Below are 21,909 nucleotides of genomic sequence, written 5' to 3'. Positions count from 1 at the left end.
GAGCACCAGTGAGCACTGTCAACTTCCCCGACGGTTTCCTGTGGGGAGCCGCCACCGCCGCCTACCAGATCGAGGGCGCGGCGCAGGAGGGCGGCCGGACGCCGTCGATCTGGGACACCTTCGCGCGCACGCCGGGCAAGGTCCACCACGGCGACACCGGCGACATCGCCTGCGACCACTACCACCGCTGGGAGCAGGACCTCGACCTCGTCGCCTCGCTCGGGCTCGGCGGCTACCGCCTGTCGCTGGCGTGGCCGCGGCTGCAGCCGAACGGCCGCGGGCCGCTCGTGCAGCACGTCGTCGACCACTACAAGCGCGTCCTCGACGGGCTGCGGGAGCGAGATGTCGTCCCGATGGTGACGCTCTACCACTGGGACCTGCCGCAGGACCTCGAGGACGAGGGCGGCTGGACGGCGCGCTCGACCGCCGAGCGCTTCGGCGACTACAGCGAGCAGGTCGCCCGCGCGCTCGGCGACGACGTGCCGTACTGGGTGACGCTCAACGAGCCGTACTGCTCGTCGTTCCTCGGCTACCTGGAGGGGCGCCACGCGCCCGGCGTGAGAAGCATGGCCGCGGCCGTCGCCGCCTCCCACCACCTGATGCTGGGGCACGGCCGCGCGCTGCAGGCGCTGCGCGGGGCGAGGGTGGCCGGCGAGGTCGGCATCACGCTCAACCTCTCCTCGTCCTGGCCGGCGAACGACGACCCGGCCTCGATCGCGGCCGCCAAGCGCGTCGACGGGCGCGAGAACCGCTGGTTCCTCGACCCGCTGCTGCGCGGCAGCTACCCGGCCGACATGGTCGAGCTGCAGAGCGTCGCGACCGACATGAGCTGCGTCAGAGACGGTGACCTGGCGGCGATCTCGGCGCCGCTCGACTTCCTCGGGATCAACTACTACGAGCGCCACTTCGTCAGCCCGAACCCCGACGATCCGCGCGGCTGGATCAAGCAGCCGGATGCCGGCCCGCTGACCGACGGCGGGATCGGCATCCACCCCGACGGTCTGCGCGAGGTGCTCGTGCGCGTCGCGACCGACTACACCGACCTGCCGCTGTACGTGACCGAGAACGGCGCCGCCTTCGCCGACTACGTCGACCCGGAGGGCGCGGTCGACGACGTCGAGCGCGTCGACTTCCTCGACGGCCACTTCCGCGCGACCGCGCAGGCGATCGAGCAGGGCGCCGACGTGCGCGGCTACTTCGTCTGGTCGCTGATGGACAACTTCGAGTGGGCCGAGGGCTACTCGAAGCGGTTCGGGATCGTCTACGTCGACTACCGCACGCAGGAGCGGATCCCGAAGCGCAGCGCGCTCTGGTACCGCGACGTCGTGCGCGCCAACGCCGTCGGAGGTGAATTGCAGCAGCAGACGTAATCCCGGCGCCGCTCCCGGCAGAGAGGGGGCGTGAACGAGATCAGGAAGGTTGCAATCGGCGCGCTGGTCGCGGGCGGGCTGCTCGCCGTCGCCGGCCTCGCGCCGCCGACGGCGGGCGCTGTCATCGACGGCGAGCGCGTGGCGATCGCGGACGCGCCGTGGGCCGTCTCGACCGGCCGCGTGATCAGACGGCGCTGGGAGCACTTCTGCACGGCGACGGTGATCGGGCCGCGGCGGCTGGCGACGGCGCGGCACTGCGTCGAGCACGACGACACGTGGAGCCTGCTCATCATGAGCGGCAGCGACGACCCGCGCGGAGCGCCCGGCCGCAGAACGACGGTCGCGCACGTCTGGACGCCGACGCTCGCCAACCTCTTCGCGACCAACAGAGGGCTGCGCTCCGACCTCGCCGTGATCGAGACGGTCGACGAGCTCGGCGCCCCAGTGCTGCCGCTCGCCCCGGCGGGGACGACGGCGGCGCCGGCGGAGCCGGTCTTCGCCTACGGCTTCGGCAACACGACCGACGGCGAGGCGGCGGTCGGACCGCCGCTGCTGCGGCGCGCCGCGAAGTTGATGCACACGCGCGCCGAGTGCGCCGAGTCGGACTTCGGCCTCGAACCGACGGCGCTCTGCGCGCGGCGCGCGCCGGGACCGGCCGGCGGCCTGCTCGGCTCTGGTGACTCCGGTGGCGGGCTGGTGCGCCAGGGCGCGGCCGGACCGGAGCTGCTCGGCGTCAACTCGGCGGTGACCGGCGGCATGCTCGGCGACCAGCTCGGCGGCTTCGCCTCGGTGCCGGCGCTGCACGACTTCCTGACGCATCCGGAGCGCGGTCACGAGCTGCCGCTGCCGGTCGGAAGAGCTGTGATCAGAGGCAGAGCGCGCGTCGGCGAGCGCGTCCGCTGCTCGGCGCGCTGGTCGCAGCCGATCAGAAGCCTGGATGTCCACTGGATCGTGACGGGCAGAGCGGCGAGACCGCTGCGGACGACGACGGGACCGCAGCCGTGGAAGGTGCCGCCGTCGGCGCGCGGCAGCAGGCTGACATGCGAGGCGACCGGGCACGTGACGCTCGACTACGCCTCGCGCACCGCACCGTCGAGAGCCGTCACGGTGACGAGATGAAGGGGAGCATGACGATGCGCAGGAATGGTTCCAACGGGCGCTGGCGCGCGACGCTGCGCGCCGTCGCGGCGCTGACAGTGGTGGCAGCGCCGGCGGCCGTCGTGCCGGACGCCGCCGAGGCGGCGCCGCTGGCCTTCGCGCCGTGCGCGGAGAAGGCGCAGGCCGGCTGGGAGTGCGCGACGCTGTCCGTTCCGCTCGACCACAGTGGCGCGACCCCGGGGACGCTCGAGCTGCGCGTGCAGCGGCTGGCGCACGACGGCCCGCCGCGCGGTAAGGCGCTCGTCAATATCGAGGGCGGTCCCGGCGGCTCGACGACCGCTCGCTCGGCGCAGACGAGACGGCTGCTCGGCGCGGTGACGGCCAAGCACGGCTACGACCTGATCCTGCTCGACACGCGCGCGACCGGCGCCAGCCGCCCGCAGGAGATCGCGCTCGGGACCTCGCGCTTCTACTCGACCGCGGACACCGTTCGTGACCTCGAGCTGATGCGGCAGGGGCTGGGGATCGAGAAGCTCGCGTTGATGGGGACCTCGTACAGCACCCTGTATGTGACCGAGTTCGCGCGCACCTTCCCGCAGCGGACCGATCGCGTGATCGCCGACTCGCCGCTGGGGCCGGCAGGTCCCGACCACTTCGGCGCCGTGACGGCCGCCGCGGCGCTGCCGGTGCTGCGCGACATCTGTCGCCGCAGCGCCTGCCCCGGCGGGCCCGGGGCGGCCGTGCGCGATCTCGAGACGGTGATCGCGAGAGCGAAGAGAGGGCTCTTCTGGATTCCCGAGGCGATGGTCTGGAGAGGCAGACGGATGAGAGACGTGCGGATGGGCGTGCAGTGGGGCACGCTGCTCACCCTCATGGTCGGAGCCGACGAGGCGACCGCGCGCTTCGCGCAGCTGCCGATCAGGCTGCGCGACGCGGCGCGCGGCGAATGGCGCACCCTCGGTCGCGACGTCGGCGGGGCGAGAGAGAGCAGCACGCCGATCAATCCCGATGTCACGCGCATCACGCGCTGCCTCGACGCGCGCGTGCCGTGGCCGTTCGAGGCGCCGTTCGAGCAGCGCAGCGCGCCGGTGAAGGCGCTGGAGGCGCAGGTGCCGCTGGCGTCGCTGAAGCCGTGGAACCCGAAGCTGATCGGGAACGGGCCGCTGTGGGGCTGCGTCGAGTTCGGCCCGTCCGGCCTGCCGGGCGCGATCAAGGGCGGCGCGGTGCCCGCCGTGCCGGGCCTGATCCTGCAGGGCGCGTGGGATCTGCGCACGCCGGCGGCTGACGCGCGCGCGCTCGCCGCGGCGTGGCCCAGCGCGACGCTCGTGCTGGCGCCCGGCACCGGCCACGGCGTGCTGCGGGCGGCGACGACCTGCGCGACCGTGGCGGTCGACGCGCTGCTCGCCGGGCAGCAGGCCGACGGGGACGCCTGCGCCGAGCTGGAACCGGTCGCCGCGCCACTGCTGGTCGGCGCCGAGCCGGAGGACCTGAGAGCGCTGCCGGGCGCGCCGAGAGCGGTCGCGAAGACGGCCCACGCGGTCGTCGCGACGATCCACGACGCCGAGGTCGCGGTCGCCGCCGCCGCGCCGCGCGGCGGCGTCACTCAGCCACCGGGGATCGCCGACGGCTTCGCGAGAGCGACCCGCAGAGCGGGAGCGCCGACGGTGATCCGGCTGTCCGGCTACGCGCTCCAGGACGGGCTGCTGCTCGACGGCACCGTCACGGTCAGATCGACGACCGCGTACGCCGCCCAGCTGAAGCTGAGCGGCAGACACAGCGGCAGCGTGAAGATCGCCGGCGGCCGCATGAGCGGCACGATCGACGGCAGAAAGCTCGATCTGCGCCTGCGCGGCGCGCTCGCCAGACCGGCGGTGACGCGCTTCGGGTGACGGGACGCGGCGGATGACCGTCATCGAAGGCTCGTTCAGCGAGCCCCAGATGACGGTCCTCCGGCCGAGCGGGTCCGCTACCGCTTCAGCGCGACGTTCAGGCTGGCGCCGGCGCCGCTGATCGTCAGCGTCACGCGCTTGGCGCGCTTCAGCGAGCGTCTGGCCGCTCGCGTGAAGCGCAGCGTCACGGTCGCGCTGCCGTTCTTGCCGGCTCTCGCACGGCCGCTGGCGACGACGCGCTTGCCGGCGCGGGCGGTGAGCGCGACTCTGGCGCCGGCGGCGGCGCCGCTGACGCGCACGGCGACGCCTCGCGCGAGCGCGGCACGCAGCTTGACGGCGGCGGTCGCCTTCAGCGTGGCGCGGGCGCCCGGGCGCTGTCTCGCGCTCGGGTCGACGCCCGGCTGCGCTCTGCCGGGGCCGGGAGCGGGGCCGCTTCCGCCGGCGCGCTCGACCGTCTCGCAGTCGGGCGCGACGACGTCGGCGGCGTCGGCGACGACGCGGTCGGTGCCGGCGCCGCAGGTGATGCTGTCGACCTCGCCGTCGCGCGCGAGCACGGTGTCGTTGCCGTACGGGGACTTGCACCACAGCGGGCCGCAGTCGCCGCCGCGCAGGTCGGCCGAGACGGTGTCGCGGCCGGCGCCGGGGTCGATCGTGTCGTCGCCGAAGCTGCCGTCGACGTCGTCATTGCCGGCACCGCCGTTGACGACGTCGTTGCCCTCGCCGCCCTGGACGACGTCGTCGCCGCCGCCGGCGTCGATCCGCACCGGGTTGGTCAGCTGGTGGAACTCGATCTTCTCGGCCGCGTCGGTGCCGGTCACCGTCGCCGGCAGCGACAGGTCGAGCTGCTCGACGCCGCGCACCTCGTCGCCCTCGCCGGGGCGGCCGTCGTCGGCGCCGCCGCCGAGCGTGATCGCGACCGCCAGCGGGGCGGAGTAGTGGCTGTGCCAGTCGCTCTCGATCCGGTCGAAGCCGGCACCGCCGTCGATCACGTCCTTGCCGAGCTCGTCGAAGTGGCCGTCGCCGGAGAGCAGGTCGTCGCCGGGCCCGCCGTCGAGCCGGTCGCTGCCCTGCCCGCCCTCCAGCACGTCGCGGCCGTCGCCGCCGCTCACCACGTCGTCGCCCTGGTAGGGCAGCAGTCTGTCGTCGCCGGCGCCGCCGTCGAGCGTGTTGGCGACCTCGTTGCCCTGCAGCTCGTCGTTGCCGGCGCCGCCGAGCTGCGTGACCGGCGTCGTGACGCCGGTCGAGACGTAGCCCTGGTCGTCGCCGTCGCCGAGGTCGACGCGCACGCCGGCCGCCGTCACCGGGCACTGGACGGTGACCGCGCCGTACCACTCCTCGCGTCTGCACTCGGCCGGCACGTCGGCGCCGGCCTGGCCGAAGTTGTCGTGGAGCGTGAAGGTCGCGCCGTCGTCGGAGCCCTGCACGCCGACGCGGTTGACCTCGCCGGGCGCCGCGGTGTAGACGATCGTGCCGGCGCCGTCGCGCGTGACGGTCGCGGCCGGCGCGAGCGCGGGGCTGAGCGCGCAGGCGACGGTGGCGGCGCAGAGCGCGCCGAGGGCGGGCTGCAAGGTGCGGCGGAGCGGCTGACGCATCGGGATCTCTCTCCAGTTCACGGTCGGGCGGGGCCTGACCGTGAGCCTCCCGCCGCGGCGGCGGGGGCGGTATCGAGGGAACCCCCGACCCGCCCCGCGCGACCCCCTGGGGGCCCGCTCACGCCAGCGTGGCCGGGTCAGCGGGGCGCGAGCCGCGTCGGTCGTGCGCTGACCACGATCCGCCGGTCGCTCGACGGGACCGTCGAGGTCTGCAGGCGGAGCAGCTCGCTGCGTCCGCCGCGGAGGATCGACAGGTCCCGCTCGGAGACGAGCCGGCGTCCGGTCACGCGGTAGGTGGCGGTCGCGTACGGCAGCGTGAGGACGACGGTGTCGCCGCGTCGCAGCTTGGCCACCGGTCCGAACGGACCGCCGTGACTGCGGTTGTGGCCGGCGAGGTAGATCAGGCGCCCCTCGCCCGGCAGCCATGACCGCTGGTACCAGCCGGGGCCACGGTCGATCGTCTCCTGATCGAGCCCGGCGCGCACGAGCGGTCGGCGTCTCGCGCGCGGGAACGAGATCCGCGCGACCGGTTCGCCGGCGCGCAGGCCGCGGCGGTAGGCGGCGGCGCGCGCCCGGATCGTCGTCGCGGCGGCGGCCGGCGGCGCGGCGACCGTCGACGCTGTTCGCGCGGCAGCCGTTGGCGCGCCGATCGGCGAGGCGGCAGCCGTTGGCGCGGCAGCCGGCGACGTGGCGAGCGTGGATGTGGCGGCCAGCGACACGGCGATCGCAAGCGCGCCCCAGGTCGCCCTGACTACCCGGCTCCTGTCGCTGGCAGGCCGCATCCCGGCAACGTAGCGTGGCGCTCGCCGGCCGGCGCCGCTCGACAGCGGCCGGGTGCGCGACACTTCGCCGCGATGAACTTCGCGCGCGACGTGGTCGACGCGGCCGATCCGGGTCGCCTGGCGCTGATTGAGCTGACACGCGATGGCGAGCGGCGGGAGTGGTCGTTCGGCGCGGTCGCCGACGGCTCCGCGCGGCTGGCGGGAACGCTCGTGCGCAGCGGCGTGGGGCGCGGCGACGTCGTGATGACGCTCGTCGGCAACCGCGTCGAATGGGTGCTGACGATGGTCGCCTGCTTCCGCATCGGCGCCGTCGTGCTGCCGTGCACCGAGCAGCTGCGGGCGAAGGACCTGCGGCTGCGGCTCGACGCCGCGCGGCCGGCGCTGGTGATCTGCGACGAGCGCAACGCGGCCGAGCTGGCGGCGGCGAGACCGGGCTGCCCGGTCCTGCTGGTGCCCGACCCGACGCTGCTGAAGGGGCCGCCGGTCGCGGCCGTCGAGCTGGCGCCGGACGATCCCTGCCTGATCACCTTCACATCCGGCACCGCGGGCGAGCCGAAGGGCGTCCTGCACGCGCAGCGCTACCTGGCCGGCCAGCGGCTGCAGGCCGAGCACTGGCTCGACGCACGTCCCGGCGAGCTGGTCTGGTGCACGGCGGCGTCGGGCTGGTCGAAGTCGGCCCGCAACGTCTTCGTCGCGCCGTGGCTGCGCGGCGCCGCGGCGCTGCTGCACGACGGCCGCTTCGACCCGCACGAGCGGCTGGAGCTGCTGGAGCGCGAGCGCGTGAACGTGCTCTGCATGGCGCCGACCGAGTACCGCGTGATCGCCAAGCGCGCCGAGCCGCGGCCGCTGGCGCCGCTGCGCGGCCTCGTCGCCGCGGGGGAGGCGCTCAACCCCGAGGTGCTGCGGCTGTGGCAGGAGCAGACCGGCCTGACGATCCGCGACGGCTACGGCCAGACGGAGACCGGCCAGCTGACCGGCACGCCGCTCGGCGAGGCGATCCGCCCCGGCTCGATGGGTCGCCCGCTGCCCGGCGTCGGGTTGACGATCGACGACGGCGAGCTGGTCGCGGACCCGGCGACGATCCCGACGTTCTTCCTCGGTTACCTGGGACTGCCGCCGCACGAGGCGAGCGAGCCGTGGCGCACCGGCGACCGCGTCTGCGCCGACGACGACGGCTTCCTCTACTTCGAGGGCCGCACCGACGACGTGATCATCTCCGCCGGCTACCGGATCGGCCCGTTCGAGGTCGAGTCAGCCCTGGTCGCGCACGCGGCCGTCGCGGAGGCCGCCGTCGTCGCCGCACCGGACGAGGAGCGCGGCGCGATCGTGCGCGCGGTGATCGTGCTGCGCGACGGCCACGCGCCCTCCGACGCGCTCGTGCGCGAGCTGCAGGAGCACGTCAAGCAGGAGACGGCGCCGTACAAGTACCCGCGCCGGATCGACTTCGCCGCCGAGCTGCCGAAGACGGCGAGCGGCAAGACCCGCCGCGCGCTGCTGCGCGAGCAGGGGTAGTTCAGCCCCCCGGCCCGCAGGAGCTGCGCACGATCAGCTCCGTTCTCAGGCGCGTGCGCTTGGGAGTGCTGTCGTCGCCGCGCAGGCGTGCGAGCAGGCGCGCGCCGACGGCGCGGCCCAGCTCGGCGACCGGCTGCGCGACGACCGTGATCGGAGGGTCGACGAGCGTCGTCCACTCCAGCTCGTCGAAGGCGACCAGCGCCACGTCGTCGGGGATTCTCAGCCCGAAGTCGCGGATCGCGCGGACGGCGCCGGCGGTCATGAAGTTGTTGAGCGTGAAGAGCGCGCGCGGGCGGTCGGGCCGCTCCAGCAGCACGCGCGCCGCGTCGTAGCCGCCGGCGCGCGTCGAGGGGCCGACCGAGACGAGGCCGGGATCGGGCTCTATCCCGGCGTCGCGCAGCGCCTTGCGGTAGCCGCGCAGGCGCTCGGCGGTCGAGGAGATCTCGTCGGCGTCGCTGACGACGCCGATGCGGTCGTGGCCGAACTTCAGCAGGTGCTCGATCGCGGTGCGGGCGCCGCCGGCGTTGTCGACCATCACCGCGTCGACCTGGAGGCCGCGGATCGCGCGGTCCATCAGCACGAGCGGGCGGTTGTCGCTCTCCAAGACTCTGAGGTGGTCGCCGTCGTTGCCGCTGACCGGGGCGACGACGAGGCCGTCGACGAGCTGGGTGCGGAGGACGTCGATCGCGCGGCGCTCGCGCTCGAGGTCCTCGTCGGAGTTGGCGAGCAGCAGCGTGTAGCCCTCCTCCTCGACGACGTCGGCGAGGCCGCGCGCGGCGGCGGCGAAGAAGGGGTTCTCGATGTCGCCGACGACGAGGCCGATCGTGCGCGTCGAGCCGGAGACGAGGGCGCGCGCGACGTTGTTGGGCCGGTAGCCCAGCTCCTGGGCGGCGTCGAGCACCGCCCTTCTGGAGGCCGCGCCGACGTAGCCGTAGCCGCCGAGCGCGCGCGCCGCGGTCGCCTGCGACACCTCCGCGCGTGCCGCCACATCTCGAATGGTCACCACCACGGGCGCGAGCATACACGGCCGGCGGGGTGTGAGAGCGCTCTCAGCCACTGTCGAAAGATCTCCGGCCGGATGTTGGCCAAATGTCATGAGAGCGTTATCAGAGATGTGTTAGTCTGCCGCGCAGCGCTCATCTGAGAGCGCTATCAGAAGCACGGTGGCAGTCACGGTGAACGGCTCCCGCCTCGCATTGCAAGGAGAGGAAGAGGCATTGTCTGACGGCGAGCGATTCGTCGCGCTCGGCGACAACTGCGTGGACCACTACCGGGCGCTCGGCGTCCGCGCCGCGGGCGGCAATGCCGTCAACGTCGCGGTCAACTGGGCGCGCGCGGGTCTTCGCAGCGGGTACATGGGAGCGGTGGGACCGGATCCTGACGGCGACCTGCTGCGCACCGAGATCGCCGCGCAGGGCGTCGACGTCAGCCGCCTGCACACGCTCGACGGCGCCACCGGCGTGACGCTGATCGAGCTGACGGCCGACGGCGAGCGCGTGCTCGCGCACGAGGACTTCGGCGTCACCGCCGACTACCGGCCCGACGCGGCCGACCTCGACTTCGCGGCCGGCGCCGCGATCGCGCACTGCTCGACGCTGACCGACTTCCGCGCCGCGGTGCTCGGCCTCGCGCAGCGCGGCGTGCCGGTCAGCTACGACTTCTCGACCCGCCACGAGCTGGAGGGTCTCACCGGGATCGACGTCGCCTTCTACTCGTGGGAGGCGACCGCCGACGACGGCGCCCGCGCGCTGCTGCGCCAGGCGCTCGCCGGCGGCGCGCGCCATGCCGTCGTCACCTGCGGCCGCCACGGCAGCCTCGCCGGCAGCGCCGAGGAGATCGTCTTCGTGCCCGCGCGCGAGGTCGAGGTCGTCGACACGCTCGGCGCGGGTGACAGCTACATCGCCGCGTTCCTGCGGGCGCTGCTGGAGCGGCGCCCGCTGATCGAGTGCGCGGCGCGCGGAACCGACGCGGCGGCGGAATGCTGCGGGCGGTTCGGAGGCTTTCCTCAGGCGGCGACCGCGGCGGTCTCGGCCGCCGTGGAGCAGGCCGGTTCAGTGGCAACGAAGCAAAGGAGGACCGACGATGGGGACAAGTGACGTCCCCGTGCTCCGGGCGACCGGGGTCACGAAGCGCTTCGGCCACGTCGAAGCGCTGCGCGGCGCGAACCTCGACGTTCGCGCCGGCGAGGTGCATGCCCTGCTCGGCGACAACGGCGCCGGCAAGTCGACGCTCGTGAAGATGCTCTCCGGCGTCTACCAGCCCGACGACGGCACGATCGAGATCGACGGCAGAGCCGTCCGCTTCGGCTCGCCCAGAGAGGCGCAGGAGAACGGCGTCGAGACCGTCTACCAGGACCTCGCGCTCGCCTCGACGCTGCCCCCGGGCGACAACGTCTTCCTCGGCCGGGAGCTGCTCAAGCCCGGCCTGCTCGGCAAGCTCGGCTTCGTCGACCGCCCGACGATGCGCCGTCGCGCCGCCGAGGAGCTGGCGACCGTCGGCGCGCGCGTGCCGTCGGCGACCGTCCCGGTCGGCTCGCTCTCGGGCGGCCAGCGGCAGGCGGTCGCGATCTCGCGCTCGCTGATCTGGGGCCGCCGGCTGCTGATCATGGACGAGCCGACCGCCGCGCTCGGCGCCAGACAGACGCACTTCGTGCTGGAGCTGATCAAGAAGGTGCGCGACGACCGCGGGATGGCGATCCTGCTGATCTCGCACTCGCTGCCCGACGTCTTCGAGGTCGCCGACCGCGTCACCGTGCTGCGCCTCGGCGAAGCCGTCATGACCGAGCCGATCGCCAACTGCACGACAGAGTCGCTGCTCGGCGCGATCACCGGCGGCCTCACGCTCGGACCGAAGAAGGAGAAGGCATGAGCGCCACCGCCGAGACGCAGGCGCGGCAGCCGGCGCCGCCGGAGGCCGATCGCAAGGCCGAGCGCGCGCAGAAGCGCGCGGAGCGGTTCGAGAGCCTGACGATCGCCGCGATCCTGCTGATCATCATCGCGATCTTCGCGGTGCTCGCGCCGGAGGGCTCGTTCCTCACGCTCGACAACCTGAGAAACGTCGCGCTCGACGCCTCCGCGATGCTGATCCTCGCGGCCGGCATGACCTTCCTGCTGATCGCCGCCGGGCTCGACCTCTCGATCGGCGCGATGGTCGTCTTCTCGGCCGTCGTCTCGGCGAAGGTGATGCTGTGGGTCGCCGGCGACGTGACGCCGGACGTCGCGCAGATGGACCATCCGCACCTCGCGCTCGCGCTCGTGCTCGGCATCTTCGCCGCGCTCGGGATCGGGCTGCTGTGGGGGATGGTCAACGGTCTCCTCAGCGTCAAGGCGAAGATCCCGGCGTTCATCGCCACGCTCGCCACCTCGGGCGTGATCCTCGGCCTCGCGCAGGTCTGGACCGGCGGCCTCAACGTCACCGGCGCGCCGATCCAGCTGCAGGAGTTCTTCGGCCTCGGCTCGCTCTTCGACGCGATCCCGTGGCCGGTCGTCGTCGCGATCGTCGTGACGGGCGGGCTGTGGATCGTGCTCGCCTTCACGCGCTTCGGCCTGCGCACGTACGCGATCGGGGCCAACCCCGACGCGGCCCGCCGCGCCGGCATCAACGTCAACCGCCACCTGCTGATCCTCTACATCATGATGGGCGTGCTCGCCGGCATCGTCGGCGTGATCGACCTGGCGCGCTTCAACACCGCGTCGGTCTCCGGCCACACCGAGGACGCGCTCGCCGCGATCTCGGCGGTCGTGATCGGCGGCACCTCGCTGTTCGGCGGCCGCGGCCGCATGTCCGGCACCGTCATCGGCGCGCTGATCCCGGCCGTGCTGCTGAACGGCTTCGTGATCATGGCGATCGACCCCTTCTGGCAGAACGTCGCCGTCGGCCTGGTCCTGCTGGCCGCCGTCTACGTCGACCAGCTGCGCCGCCGCAAGGCCCAACAAGTCTGACCCGTCGTGTTTCCCCTGCCTCACAAGGAGAGTGCTGTGTCCAAGATGATGCGCGCGATTGCGAGCCTGGCCCTGGTGGCGCTCGCGGCGCTCGTGCTGGCCGCCTGCGGCAGCTCAGACGACGACGACTCGTCGACGTCGAGCGGTTCTGCCACGAGCGGCTCCGCGACGACCGGAGGCGGCGAGGCCGCCTCGGGCGAGAGAGCGAGAAAGTCGTACAAGATCGCCCTGATCACCAACGAGGAGTCGTCCTTCTACATCACGCTCAACGCCGGCGCTCAGGCCGAGGCCGAGAAGCTCGGCGTCGAGGTCGACTGGCAGGCCCCGCGCACGCCTGACCTGCCGTCGCAGACGGCGACGCTGCAGTCCGTGCTCGCGCGCAGACCCGACGGCGTGCTGATGACGGCCGTCGACAGAACCGGCATGGTCGCGCCGATCCGTCAGCTGCAGTCGCAGGACATCCCCGTGATCATGCTCGACTCCGACGTCGCCGACAGATCGGTCCGGATGGCCTTCATCGGGACCAACAACGAGGCGGCGGGCAGACTGGCCGCGGAGACGATGGACGGGCTGCTCGACGGCAGAGGCAAGGTCGCCTACGAGGGCTACGTGCCCGGCATCGAGAGCGTCGACCAGCGCGAGGCCGGCTGGAGAGCGGGCCTCGCCGGGCTCCCGGGCCTCGAGTCCGTCGGGCAGACCTACGACAGAGGTGACCTCGCCGACGTCGCCGCCAACGTCAACGGCCTGCTGCGGCGCGATCCCGACCTCGGCGGCATCTTCGCCTCCTGGACGAACGCCGCGATCGGCACCGCCCAGGCGGTCCAGAACGCCGGCAAGACCGACGACGTCAACGTCGTCGCGATGGACGCCGACCAGCAGGAGGTCACGCTCCTCAGAACCGGCGCGATCGACGCGCTCGTCGTGCAGCAGGTCTTCACCGCCGGCGAGCTCGGCGTCAGACAGATGGTCGAGTACCTCGAGAACGGCACGAGACCGACCGACACGCTGCTCGACCCGGTGATCGCGACGAGAGAGAACGTCGACGACGAGGAGATCAGAAAGCTCCTCTACCGCGCGGCGGAGTAGCGAGACGTGGCGGGCAGGGACGCCATGCGCCGGGAGACGATCCGGCTCGGCGGCGGCATGCGCGGTGACGAGGGAGCGGGAGCCCCTCCGCATCGATCGCTGTGGCTGCTGGAGTCGCTCGACGTCCCGGACGGACCGGGCGCGCCGTTCTCAGGGGACCTGTCCCCACTCCTGGGAGCGGCGCGCGCCGACGTCGCGATCGTCGGCGGCGGCTACGTCGGGCTGTGGACGGCGCTGGAGCTGAAGAAGCGCGAGCCGGCGCTGGAGGTCGCGCTCCTGGAGGGCGACGTCTGCGGCGGCGGCGCCTCCGGGCGCAACGGCGGCCAGATCCACTCCTGGTGGGAGCGGCTCGGCGGCCTGTCCGCCGTCTGCGGAACCGAGGAGGCGGTGCGCCTGGCGCGCGCCTCCGAGGAGGCGCTCGACGTGCTGCAGCGCCTCTCCGACGACGGGCTCGACTTCGACCTGCGTCGCGACGGCTGGGTCTGGACGGCGACGACGCCGGTCCAGCTCGGCGCGTGGGAGCAGGTGCTGGAGCGCGTCGCCCGCCACGGCGGCTCGCCGTATGAGCGGCTGACCGCCGAACAGGTCGCCGAGCGGACCGGTTCGCCGGTCCACCTCGGCGGCATCTGGGAGCGCACCGGCGGCACCGTCCATCCGGCAAAGCTGGTGCGCGGTCTGCGCCGGCTTGCGCTGGAGGCCGGCGTGCGGATCCACGAGCACACGCGCGTGCGCGCGATCGAGCCCGGCGCCGGTGCGCCGGGCGCGGTCACGCGCGTCGTGACCGAGTCCGGAGCGACGCTCGACGCCGCGCGCGTCGTGCTCGCCTCCGGCGCGTGGGCGGCTGCGCTGCCCGAGTTCGCCAACCGCATGTTCGTCGTCGCCAGCGACGTGATCGCGACGCGCCGCGCGCCCGAGCGGCTCGACGCGATCGGCTGGGACGACGGCGCCGCGATCTGCGACTCGCAGATGCGCGTCCTCTACTACCAGCGCACCCCCGAGGGCCGCGTCGTCTTCGGTCGCGGCGGCGGCGCCGTCGCGCTGAACGGGCGGATCGGTCGCGGCTTCGACCGCTCCGAGCGGTTCGCGCGCGACGCGACGCAGGCCTTCCGGCGCGTCTACCCGATGCTGGCCGACCTCGCGATCGAGCAGTCGTGGTCGGGCCCGGTCGACCGCACGCTCGCGCACGTGCCGCTGTTCGGGCGGCTGAGAGCGAACCCGAGTGTGCTGTACGGCGTCGGCTGGAGCGGCAGCGGCGTCGCGCAGTCGGTGATCGGCGGCAGAATCCTCGCCTCGCTCGCGCTCGACGCCGACGACGAGTGGTCGCGCAGCGGCCTCGTCGACCAGCCGCCGCTGACCTTCCCGCCCGACCCGATCCGCTGGGCCGGCGCGCAGCTGGTGCGCAGCGCGGTGCAGCGCAAGGCGCGCGCCGAGGACGCCGGCCGCACGCCGCGCTGGATCGACCGCCGCATCGCGGCGCTGACACCTGGTCTTCCCGAAGGAGAGGGTCGGACATGACCCGCGAGACAGTCGAAGCGCGCGTGCGCGCGGCGGTCGAGGCGCATGCCGAGGAGGCGTTCGCGCTGCTGGAGCAGCTCGTCGCGATCGACTCGACCAACCCCGACTTCCCCGGCATCGACCGCGCCGCCGCGCTCGGCGGCGAGGGCCGCTGCACGGCGCTGCTCGGCAGGCGCTACGGCGAGCTGGGACTGCGCTGCGAGACGGTCGCGTCCGACCCCGAACGGCCGAACCTCGTCGCCGTGCTGGAAGGCTCCGGCGGCGGCCGCTCGCTGATCCTCAACGGTCACGTCGACACCGTTCCGCCGGTCCGTCGCGAGACGTGGGCGATGGCCGACCCGTGGACGCCCGAGCGGCGCGACGGGAGGCTGTACGGCCTCGGTGCGACCGACATGAAGAGCGGCGTGACGGCGGCCTGGCTGGCGGTTCGCGCGCTGCGCGAGGCCGGCGTCGCGCTCGCCGGCGACCTGCTCGTGCAGTGCGTCGTCGGCGAGGAGCAGATGCAGCACACGCTGGGCACGAGCGCGGTCCTCGACGCCGGCTTCGACGGGCGTCGTCCGGCGAGCGGCGGCGATGCCGAGCCCGCGGTCGGCGCGATCGTGCTGGAGCCCAGCTCCTCGCCCCGCCCGCTGTCGCTCTCGACGACCTCGGCCGGCAACTGGGTCTTCCGCGTCACCGTGCGCGGCCGCGCGACCCACGCCGGCAACCGCGCCAGCGCGATCCGCGCCGGCGGCGAGGGCGCCGCGCTCGGCGTCAACGCCGTCGAGAAGGGGCTGCTGCTGGTGCGGGCGCTGCTGGAGCTGGAGCAGGAGTGGGGACAGACGAGATCGCACCCCGCCTTCGCGCCGGGCTTCTTCGCGATCAACCCCGGCTCCTTCCACGCCGACGCCGGCACGCCCAGCCCCGCGTACCTCGCCGACCGCGCCGAGTTCGACGTGCTCGCCTGGTACCCGCCCGACGCCGATCCCGAGGCGGTCCGCGGCGAGCTGGAGCAGCATCTGCAGGTGGCGGCGGAGCTCGACCCGTGGCTGCGCGTCAACCCGCCGGCGGTCGAGTGGCTCGGCAACTGGCCGCCCGCGTCGACCGCCTGGGAGGAGCCGCACGTGCAGGCGCTCGCGCGGGCGCACGAGCGCGTCACCGGCGACGCCGTCGCGGCGCCATCGGCCGCCAACCCGAGCGGCTTCCCGGCCGTCACCGACGCCTCCTTCCTGGAGGCGGCGGGGATCCCGACCGTCGTCTACGGACCGGGCGACCTGCGCCGCGCGCACGCCGCTGACGAGCACGTCGCGCTCGCCGAGATCGTGACCTGCGCGGCGGCCGTCGCACTCGCCGCGATCGACTTCTGCGGGCTGGCCGGCGACGACGCCGCGGCCGGCGCGGAGGGCGCCCGCTGATGCCCGCGCTCGACTTCGCGGCGAACATCGGCCTCGCCGCCAAGCGCTGGCCGGAGACGGCGGCGTGGGCGCAGGTGCTCGCCGACGCCGGCATCGACAGCGCGCAGTTCACCTTCGACCTGCTCGATCCCGGCCTCGTCGACGACCTCGACGCCTTCCGCCGCGTGCGCGCGGAGGCCGAGGAGAACGGGGTCGCGATCAGCTCTGCCTTCACCGGCGCCGGCACGTACGCGCAGAACATGCTCGGCCATCCCGACCCGGCCCTGCGCGCGGCGAGCGAGCGCTGGTACGAGCGCGCGGTGACGGCCGCGGCGGCGCTCGGCGCGCCGGCCGTCGGCGGCCACGTCGGCGCGCTCAGCGTGCGCGAGGCGGCCGACCCGGCGCTGCGCGCGGCGGCGATCGAGCGGACGGTCGACGCCGTCCTGCGGATCGCCGACCGCGCCGCCGCGGCGGGCGTCGACTGCCTGCTGTGGGAGATCATGCCGGTCGCGCGGGAATACCCAGCGACGATGGACGAGGTGCAGGAGCTGATGGAACGCCTGGACCCGCGCGCCGCCGTCCCCGTGCGCCTCTGTCTCGACGTCGGCCACGCCTGCCGCGACGGCGCCGACGACACCGAGCGCGACCCCTACGCGTGGCTGGAGCGGCTCGGCCCGTGGGCGCGCAGCATCCACCTGCAGCAGACCGACGGCGCCGCCGACCGCCACTGGCCGTTCACCGACGAGCACAACGCCGCCGGGATCATCGATCCCGAGCGCGTGCTCGCGCTCGTCGCGCGCCTGCCGCAGGCGCGCGTCGAGCTGGCGCTCGAACCGATCCCCGCCCCCGAGACCCCCGACGCGCAGGTCGCCGACGACCTGCGCGTCTCCGCGGAGCACTGGCGACCGGCGCTCGACCGCGCCCGCGCCGCCGCTCCCGCATCGACAGACCCGACCAGGAGAACCACCACATGAGCACTCTGCTCGGCATCGACGTCGGCGGCACCTTCACCGACGTGATCGCCTACGACGAGAGAGAGCAGCGCGTGCTCGTCGACAAGGTCAGCTCGACCCCCGCCAACCCCGAGCGCGGCGTGATCGAGGCGATCCGCAAGCTGCGTGAGCAGCGCGGTGTCGAGACCGGCGCGCTCGGCGTCTTCGCGCACGGCTCGACCGTCGCGACCAACGCGCTGCTGGAGCTGAAGCTGGCGCCGACCGCGCTGCTGGTCACCAGAGGCTTCCGCGACGTGCTGGAGATCGGCACGCAGAAGCGCCACGACATGTTCGACCTCGGCCTCGTCAAGCCGGCGCCGCTGATCCCGCGCGAGCTGGTGATCGAGGTCGACGAGCGGCTCGACCGCGAGGGCGCCGTCGTGCGGCCGCTGCGCGACGAGCAGGTAGACGCGCTCGTCGAGGCGGTGCGCGAGAGCGGCGTCCGCGCGATCGCCGTCTGCCTCCTCTTCAGCTTCCAGAACGCGACCCACGAGCAGCGCCTCGGCGCCGCCCTGCGCGAGCGCCTGCCGGAGGTGTCGGTCGCGCTCAGCTCCGACATCTGCCCGGAGATCAAGGAGTACCCGCGCGCCTCCACGACCGTGATCGCGGCTGCGCTGCAGCCGCTGATCGCCGACTACATCGCCGCGCTCGACGGCGGCCTCGCCGATCAGGACGTGAAGGCGCCGTTCTTCGTGATGCAGTCCTCCGGCGGCGTGATGTCGGCGGCCGAGGCGGCCGTCAACCCGCATCGGATGATCCTCTCCGGCCCCGCGGCTGGCGTGATCGCCGCGGCGCGGCTGGCGCAGGTGGAGCAGTACGCCAACCAGATCACGTTCGACATGGGCGGCACCTCGACCGACATCTGCCTGATCGCCGACGGCAGACCGCGGCTGGAGCGCGAGAGCTTCTTCGACGGCCGCCCGGTGAAGGTCCCGCAGGTCGACATCCACACGATCGGCGCCGGCGGCGGCTCGCTCGCCTACGTCGACGGCGGCGGCCTGCTGCGCGTCGGCCCCGAGAGCGCGGGCGCCCAGCCGGGACCGGCCTGCTACGGCCGCGGCGGCACGCGCCCGACGACGACCGACGCGCAGATCGCGCTCGGCCGGATCGACCCGGCGTCGTTCCTCGGCGGCGAGATGGCGCTCGACGTCGAGGCGGCGCGCGCGGCGATCCAGGAGCACGTCGCGACCCCGCTCGGGCTCGACGTCGACCAGGCGGCCGCCGGCATCCTCGACATCGCCGACGCGGTGATGGCGCGCGGCGTCCGCGTCGTCTCCGTCAACCGCGGCTATGACCCGCGCGACTTCTCGCTGCTCGCCTACGGCGGCGCCGGCGCGATGCACGCGCTCAGCGTCGGCAAGCTCGTCGACGTGCCGCGCGTGCTGGTGCCGCCGTACCCGGGCGCCTTCTCCGCCTTCGGGCTCGTCAACGCCGAGCTGCGCCATGACGTCGTGCGCCCGGTCGAGCGGCCGCTCGCCGAGCTGACCGTCGCGCAGGTCGAGGAGCGCTACGTCCCGCTCGTCGCCGAGGCGCGCGAGCGGCTGGCGGCGCTGTCGGGTCTCGCGCGCGACGTGCGCGTCAACCGCATGGCCCGCATGCGCTACACGTGGCAGGACAACGCCGTCGAGCTGACCTTCGACGACGGCACGCTCGACGAGGCGGCGTTGGCCGCGCTCGTGGAGCGCTTCCACGTCGAGCACGACCGCGAGTTCGGCCACTCCAACCCGGCCGAGGCGGTCGAGCTGGTCGCCGTCGGCGTCGCCGCGCTCGGCGACCTGCCGCGGCCGCCGCTGGAGGAGAGCGCCGAGGAGGCCGGCGCACCGGAGCCGCGCGCGACCCGCCGCGTCTTCTTCCGCGAGACCGGCTGGGTCGACGCGCCCGTCTACGAGCGCGCCTCGCTGCGCCCCGGCCAGCGCGCGCTCGGTCCCGCGATCGTCGAGGAGCGCGAGGCGACGACCGTCGTCACCCCCGGCGTCGAGCTGAGCGTCGACCGCTGGAGCAACCTCGTCCTCACCTACCTGCAGGAGGCCAGATGACCGCCGTCAAGGACCCGATCACGACGGAGGTCGTGCGCCACTCGCTGGAGACGATCGCGGAGGAGATGCGCACATCGCTCTACCGCACCGCGATGACCTCGGTCGTGAAGGACATGCTCGACTACTCGTGCGCGCTGTTCGACCCGCGCGGGCGGCTGCTGGCGACCGCGATCGACATCCCGACGCTGCTCGCCTCGATGGGCTCGGCGCTGCGGGCGCTGATCGACAAGTGGGGCGAGGACATCAACCGCGGTGACGTGCTGCTGATGAACCACCCGTACATGGGCGGCGTCCACACCTCCGACGTCAACATCTTCGTGCCGGTCTTCGACGACGCCGACAAGCTCGTCGGCTTCTCCGGCACGGTCGCCCATCACGCCGACTGGGGCGGCCGCCTGCCCGGCACCTGCGCCGCCTCCAACCAGTCGGTCTTCGAAGAGGGCGTGATGTACCCGGCGATCAAGCTGGAGGAGGGCGGCCGGCCCAATCAGGCCGTCTACGACATCATCGGCGCCAACGTCCGCAACCCGACGATGAACCTCGGCGACATCCGCGCGCAGCTCGCCGCCGCGCGCACCGGCGAGCGGCGCCTGGCGCTGCTGGCTGAGCGCCACGGCAGCGACGAGTTCCTCGAGATCATCGACGGCCTGATCGCCTACGCCGCCGCGCGCACGCGCCAGCGGATCGGCGAGCTGGCCGACGGCGTCTACGAGGCCGAGGGCTTCCTCGACAACGACGGCCGCAAGTTCGACGAGCCGGTGCGCGTCCACGCCCGCATCACGATCAGCGGCGAGACGCTGCACGTCGACCTGTCCGGCTCGGCCGACCAGCGCGTCAGCGGCATGAACTGTCCGATCGCGACGACCCGCTCGGACATCCACTACGCCGTCCGCTGCCTGATGGGCGCCGACGTGCCGTTCAACGAGGGCTGCCTGGAGCCGGTCACGCTGGAGGTGCCGAAGGGCAACCTCTTCAACCCCGAGTTCCCGTCCGCGACCAGCGATCGCCACCTCACCTCCGAACGGCTCTGCGACGTGCTGACGCGCGCGCTCGTGCAGGCGGCGCCGGAGGTCGGCTCGGCCGGCTGGTTCAGCGGCTGGCCGGTCTTCATCCCGGAGACGCGCTCGCCGAAGACCGGCCAGAGAGTGGTGCTGCTGGCGCAGGTCGCCGGCGGCGCCGGCGCGACGACCGGCCACGACGGCGGCGACGCGTTGGACGTGCACGCGGCCAACTGCGCGATCATCCCGGCGGAGACGGTCGAGATGAACTACTCGATCCGCGTCGAGCGCTACGAGCTGCAGACCGACAGCGGCGGCGCCGGCCGCCAGCGCGGCGGCCTCGGCATCCGCGCCGACTACCGCGTGCTCGGCGACGAGCCGGTCTTCTGCATCTCGGAGTCCGAGCAGGCCGACCAGCGCTTCGCCGCCCCCGGCCTCGATGACGGCCTCTCCGGCAGAGCGGCCTCGATCCACCTGCTGCGCGACGGCGAGGAGACGCTGCTGCAGAGCAAGGGCGAGTTCATCGTGCAGCCCGGCGACGTCGTCTCGATGCGCGCCGGTGGCGGCGGCGGCGCCGGCGACCCGCGCGAGCGGGATCGCGCGGAGGTCGCCGCCGACGTGCGCGCCGGCCGTGTCTCGCCGCAGGCGGCCGCCGAGGTGTACGGGCTCGAAGTCGAGACGGGCGTGGTGTCGTGAGCGTCGCCGCCACCTGGCTCGACGCCTACGCGGCGGCGTGGCGGGCCGGCGACCCCGAAGCCGCCGGCGACCTGTTCGCCGACGACGCCGCCTACACGTTCGACCTCTTCGGCCCCGGCCTGCGCGGTCGCGAGCAGATCGTCGCCTACTGGACGCAGGCGATCGGCGGGCAGAGCGAGCTGAAGCTCGAGGTCGAACCGCCGCTCAGCGACGGCGACCGCGCCGCCGCGGCGTGGCGGGCGACCTTCGTCCGCGACGGCGAGCAGGTCGAGCTGGCCGCCTGCCTGCTGCTGCGCTTCGACGCCGACGGCCGCTGCAGCGACCTGCGCGAGTACTGGCGCCAGGCCGAACCCTCCCCCACCTGACAACGAGGAGACAACTCAATGCTGAACTTCGACGCGGATCGCTTCCGCTCGATCCAGGGCGGCGCGGTCGCGCTCGCCGGTCCGCTGCGCACGACCGTCGGCGAGCTGGTCGACGGCGGTGCGAGAAACCTCTTCTTCCTCGGTGCCGGCGGTGCTGGTGTGCTGATGCAGCCGGCAGCGCTGCTGCTGGGCCGGTCGAGCGCGTTCCCGGTGAAGCTGGTCCACGCGGCGGAGATCGTCGCGATGGGCGACGTGTCGCTCGGCGAGGGTTCGATCGTCGTGATCCCGTCGCTCTCCGGGACGACGAAGGAGGCGATCGAGGTCCTCGAATACGCGCAGGGCAGAGGCGCGAAGGTGATCGCGCTGACCGGTCACGCGAACACGCCCGTGGCGCAGAAGGCCGATCACAACTTCTCGAACTTCGCCGAGGACGACACCTCTTCGGAGATGTTCTACCTGCTGTCGCTCGTGGTGGTGCTGTCGATTCTGGACGCGCGCGGCGAGCTGGCGGGCCCGTCGTTCGATGCGATCGTCGGCGAGCTGAGTCTGCTGCCGGAGCTGCTCGTGTCGGTGAAGGAGAGCTTCGAGCCGCGCGCTGAGGAGCTGGCCGGGCTCTACAGAGATGAGCCGTACCACATCATCACGGGCGCCGGTTCGGCGTGGG

The 21,909-nt window shown here is 73.5% G+C and carries 18 protein-coding genes; 15 read left to right on the top strand and 3 right to left on the bottom strand.

All coding sequences use genetic code 11. The features are described from left to right. Nucleotides 1–8 precede the first annotated feature (8 nt). From R7226_RS21135 to R7226_RS21125, 3 genes are read left to right on the top strand one after another with little or no spacing between them, the layout of a single operon-like run. Nucleotides 9–1,370 carry a GH1 family beta-glucosidase gene (locus tag R7226_RS21135; RefSeq protein WP_318599298.1) on the top strand — a complete coding sequence of 454 codons (1,362 nt, stop codon included), beginning with the start codon at nt 9–11 and terminating at the stop codon, nt 1,368–1,370. A gap of 30 nt (nt 1,371–1,400) precedes the next feature. Continuing rightward, on the top strand, nt 1,401–2,489 hold the full coding sequence (locus R7226_RS21130) for a trypsin-like serine protease (RefSeq protein ID WP_318599297.1): 1,089 nt from the start codon (nt 1,401–1,403) through the stop codon (nt 2,487–2,489). 14 nt (nt 2,490–2,503) lie between these two features. Further along, nucleotides 2,504–4,357 carry an alpha/beta fold hydrolase gene (locus tag R7226_RS21125; protein ID WP_318599296.1) on the top strand — a complete coding sequence of 618 codons (1,854 nt, stop codon included), beginning with the start codon at nt 2,504–2,506 and terminating at the stop codon, nt 4,355–4,357. 77 nt (nt 4,358–4,434) lie between these two features. On the opposite strand, the gene R7226_RS21120 is transcribed toward R7226_RS21125, so the two are convergent. Both R7226_RS21120 and R7226_RS21115 read right to left on the bottom strand, forming a co-directional pair. Continuing rightward, nucleotides 4,435–5,949, bottom strand: a complete 1,515-nt coding sequence (locus R7226_RS21120) for a calcium-binding protein (protein WP_318599295.1) — start codon at nt 5,947–5,949, stop codon at nt 4,435–4,437. Between the two features lie 137 nt (nt 5,950–6,086). Next, complete coding sequence (locus R7226_RS21115) at nt 6,087–6,668, bottom strand: sortase domain-containing protein (RefSeq protein ID WP_318599294.1); 582 nt, start codon at nt 6,666–6,668, stop codon at nt 6,087–6,089. Between the two features lie 135 nt (nt 6,669–6,803). Here R7226_RS21115 and R7226_RS21110 point away from each other — a divergent pair, with 135 nt between their 5' ends. Continuing rightward, entirely contained in the window at nt 6,804–8,243 is a 1,440-nt protein-coding gene (locus R7226_RS21110; RefSeq protein ID WP_318599293.1) for an acyl-CoA synthetase, read from the top strand. A 1-nt stretch (nt 8,244) separates the two neighbouring features. Here R7226_RS21110 and R7226_RS21105 read toward each other — a convergent pair whose 3' ends face one another. Next, a complete protein-coding gene (locus R7226_RS21105) occupies nt 8,245–9,231 on the bottom strand; it encodes a LacI family DNA-binding transcriptional regulator (protein WP_318599292.1) in 987 nt (328 codons plus the stop codon). Between the two features lie 175 nt (nt 9,232–9,406). Between R7226_RS21105 and R7226_RS21100 the strand changes: the two genes are divergently transcribed. The 11 genes from R7226_RS21100 to R7226_RS21050 all read left to right on the top strand — a co-directional run. Further along, entirely contained in the window at nt 9,407–10,339 is a 933-nt protein-coding gene (locus R7226_RS21100) for a PfkB family carbohydrate kinase (RefSeq protein WP_318599291.1), read from the top strand. After that, complete coding sequence (locus R7226_RS21095) at nt 10,326–11,111, top strand: ATP-binding cassette domain-containing protein (RefSeq protein WP_318599290.1); 786 nt, start codon at nt 10,326–10,328, stop codon at nt 11,109–11,111. The genes R7226_RS21100 and R7226_RS21095 overlap by 14 nt, the downstream gene beginning before the upstream one ends. Beyond that, nucleotides 11,108–12,184 carry an ABC transporter permease gene (locus R7226_RS21090; RefSeq protein WP_318599289.1) on the top strand — a complete coding sequence of 359 codons (1,077 nt, stop codon included), beginning with the start codon at nt 11,108–11,110 and terminating at the stop codon, nt 12,182–12,184. The genes R7226_RS21095 and R7226_RS21090 overlap by 4 nt, the downstream gene beginning before the upstream one ends. Before the next feature lie 45 nt (nt 12,185–12,229). Beyond that, complete coding sequence (locus R7226_RS21085) at nt 12,230–13,270, top strand: substrate-binding domain-containing protein (protein ID WP_318599310.1); 1,041 nt, start codon at nt 12,230–12,232, stop codon at nt 13,268–13,270. 24 nt (nt 13,271–13,294) lie between these two features. Next, complete coding sequence (locus R7226_RS21080) at nt 13,295–14,785, top strand: NAD(P)/FAD-dependent oxidoreductase (RefSeq protein WP_318599288.1); 1,491 nt, start codon at nt 13,295–13,297, stop codon at nt 14,783–14,785. After that, nucleotides 14,782–16,179, top strand: a complete 1,398-nt coding sequence (locus R7226_RS21075) for a M20 family metallopeptidase (RefSeq protein ID WP_318599287.1) — start codon at nt 14,782–14,784, stop codon at nt 16,177–16,179. Before R7226_RS21080 ends, R7226_RS21075 begins: the two co-directional genes overlap by 4 nt. Next, nucleotides 16,179–17,132, top strand: a complete 954-nt coding sequence (locus tag R7226_RS21070; protein WP_318599286.1) for a sugar phosphate isomerase/epimerase family protein — start codon at nt 16,179–16,181, stop codon at nt 17,130–17,132. The genes R7226_RS21075 and R7226_RS21070 overlap by 1 nt, the downstream gene beginning before the upstream one ends. Further along, nucleotides 17,129–19,186: a hydantoinase/oxoprolinase family protein gene (locus tag R7226_RS21065; protein ID WP_318599285.1), complete on the top strand. Its 2,058-nt coding sequence runs from the start codon at nt 17,129–17,131 to the stop codon at nt 19,184–19,186. The genes R7226_RS21070 and R7226_RS21065 overlap by 4 nt, the downstream gene beginning before the upstream one ends. After that, nucleotides 19,183–20,880: a hydantoinase B/oxoprolinase family protein gene (locus tag R7226_RS21060; RefSeq protein WP_318599284.1), complete on the top strand. Its 1,698-nt coding sequence runs from the start codon at nt 19,183–19,185 to the stop codon at nt 20,878–20,880. Before R7226_RS21065 ends, R7226_RS21060 begins: the two co-directional genes overlap by 4 nt. Then, nucleotides 20,877–21,245: a nuclear transport factor 2 family protein gene (locus R7226_RS21055; protein WP_318599283.1), complete on the top strand. Its 369-nt coding sequence runs from the start codon at nt 20,877–20,879 to the stop codon at nt 21,243–21,245. Before R7226_RS21060 ends, R7226_RS21055 begins: the two co-directional genes overlap by 4 nt. A gap of 18 nt (nt 21,246–21,263) precedes the next feature. Next, nucleotides 21,264–21,909, top strand: a 646-nt coding sequence (locus tag R7226_RS21050; protein ID WP_318599282.1) for an SIS domain-containing protein, incomplete at its 3' end; no start/stop codon positions are given.

Origin of the sequence: Conexibacter stalactiti (assembly GCF_033542075.1) — a bacterium.
In the GTDB taxonomy this organism is placed as follows: domain Bacteria; phylum Actinomycetota; class Thermoleophilia; order Solirubrobacterales; family Solirubrobacteraceae; genus Conexibacter; species Conexibacter stalactiti.
The sequence above is the reverse complement of the archived record's forward strand: the minus strand, read 5'-3'. Positions and strand labels throughout refer to the sequence as shown.

Coding starts and splice junctions, on each gene's coding strand:
- R7226_RS21080 (WP_318599288.1), top strand. CDS start 13,295: ATGCGCCGGGAGACGATCCGGCTCGGCGGCGGCATGCGCGGTGACGAG.
- R7226_RS21110 (WP_318599293.1), top strand. CDS start 6,804: ATGAACTTCGCGCGCGACGTGGTCGACGCGGCCGATCCGGGTCGCCTG.
- R7226_RS21090 (WP_318599289.1), top strand. CDS start 11,108: ATGAGCGCCACCGCCGAGACGCAGGCGCGGCAGCCGGCGCCGCCGGAG.
- R7226_RS21075 (WP_318599287.1), top strand. CDS start 14,782: ATGACCCGCGAGACAGTCGAAGCGCGCGTGCGCGCGGCGGTCGAGGCG.
- R7226_RS21070 (WP_318599286.1), top strand. CDS start 16,179: ATGCCCGCGCTCGACTTCGCGGCGAACATCGGCCTCGCCGCCAAGCGC.
- R7226_RS21120 (WP_318599295.1), bottom strand. CDS start 5,949: ATGCGTCAGCCGCTCCGCCGCACCTTGCAGCCCGCCCTCGGCGCGCTC.
- R7226_RS21060 (WP_318599284.1), top strand. CDS start 19,183: ATGACCGCCGTCAAGGACCCGATCACGACGGAGGTCGTGCGCCACTCG.
- R7226_RS21085 (WP_318599310.1), top strand. CDS start 12,230: ATGATGCGCGCGATTGCGAGCCTGGCCCTGGTGGCGCTCGCGGCGCTC.
- R7226_RS21125 (WP_318599296.1), top strand. CDS start 2,504: ATGCGCAGGAATGGTTCCAACGGGCGCTGGCGCGCGACGCTGCGCGCC.
- R7226_RS21065 (WP_318599285.1), top strand. CDS start 17,129: ATGAGCACTCTGCTCGGCATCGACGTCGGCGGCACCTTCACCGACGTG.
- R7226_RS21095 (WP_318599290.1), top strand. CDS start 10,326: ATGGGGACAAGTGACGTCCCCGTGCTCCGGGCGACCGGGGTCACGAAG.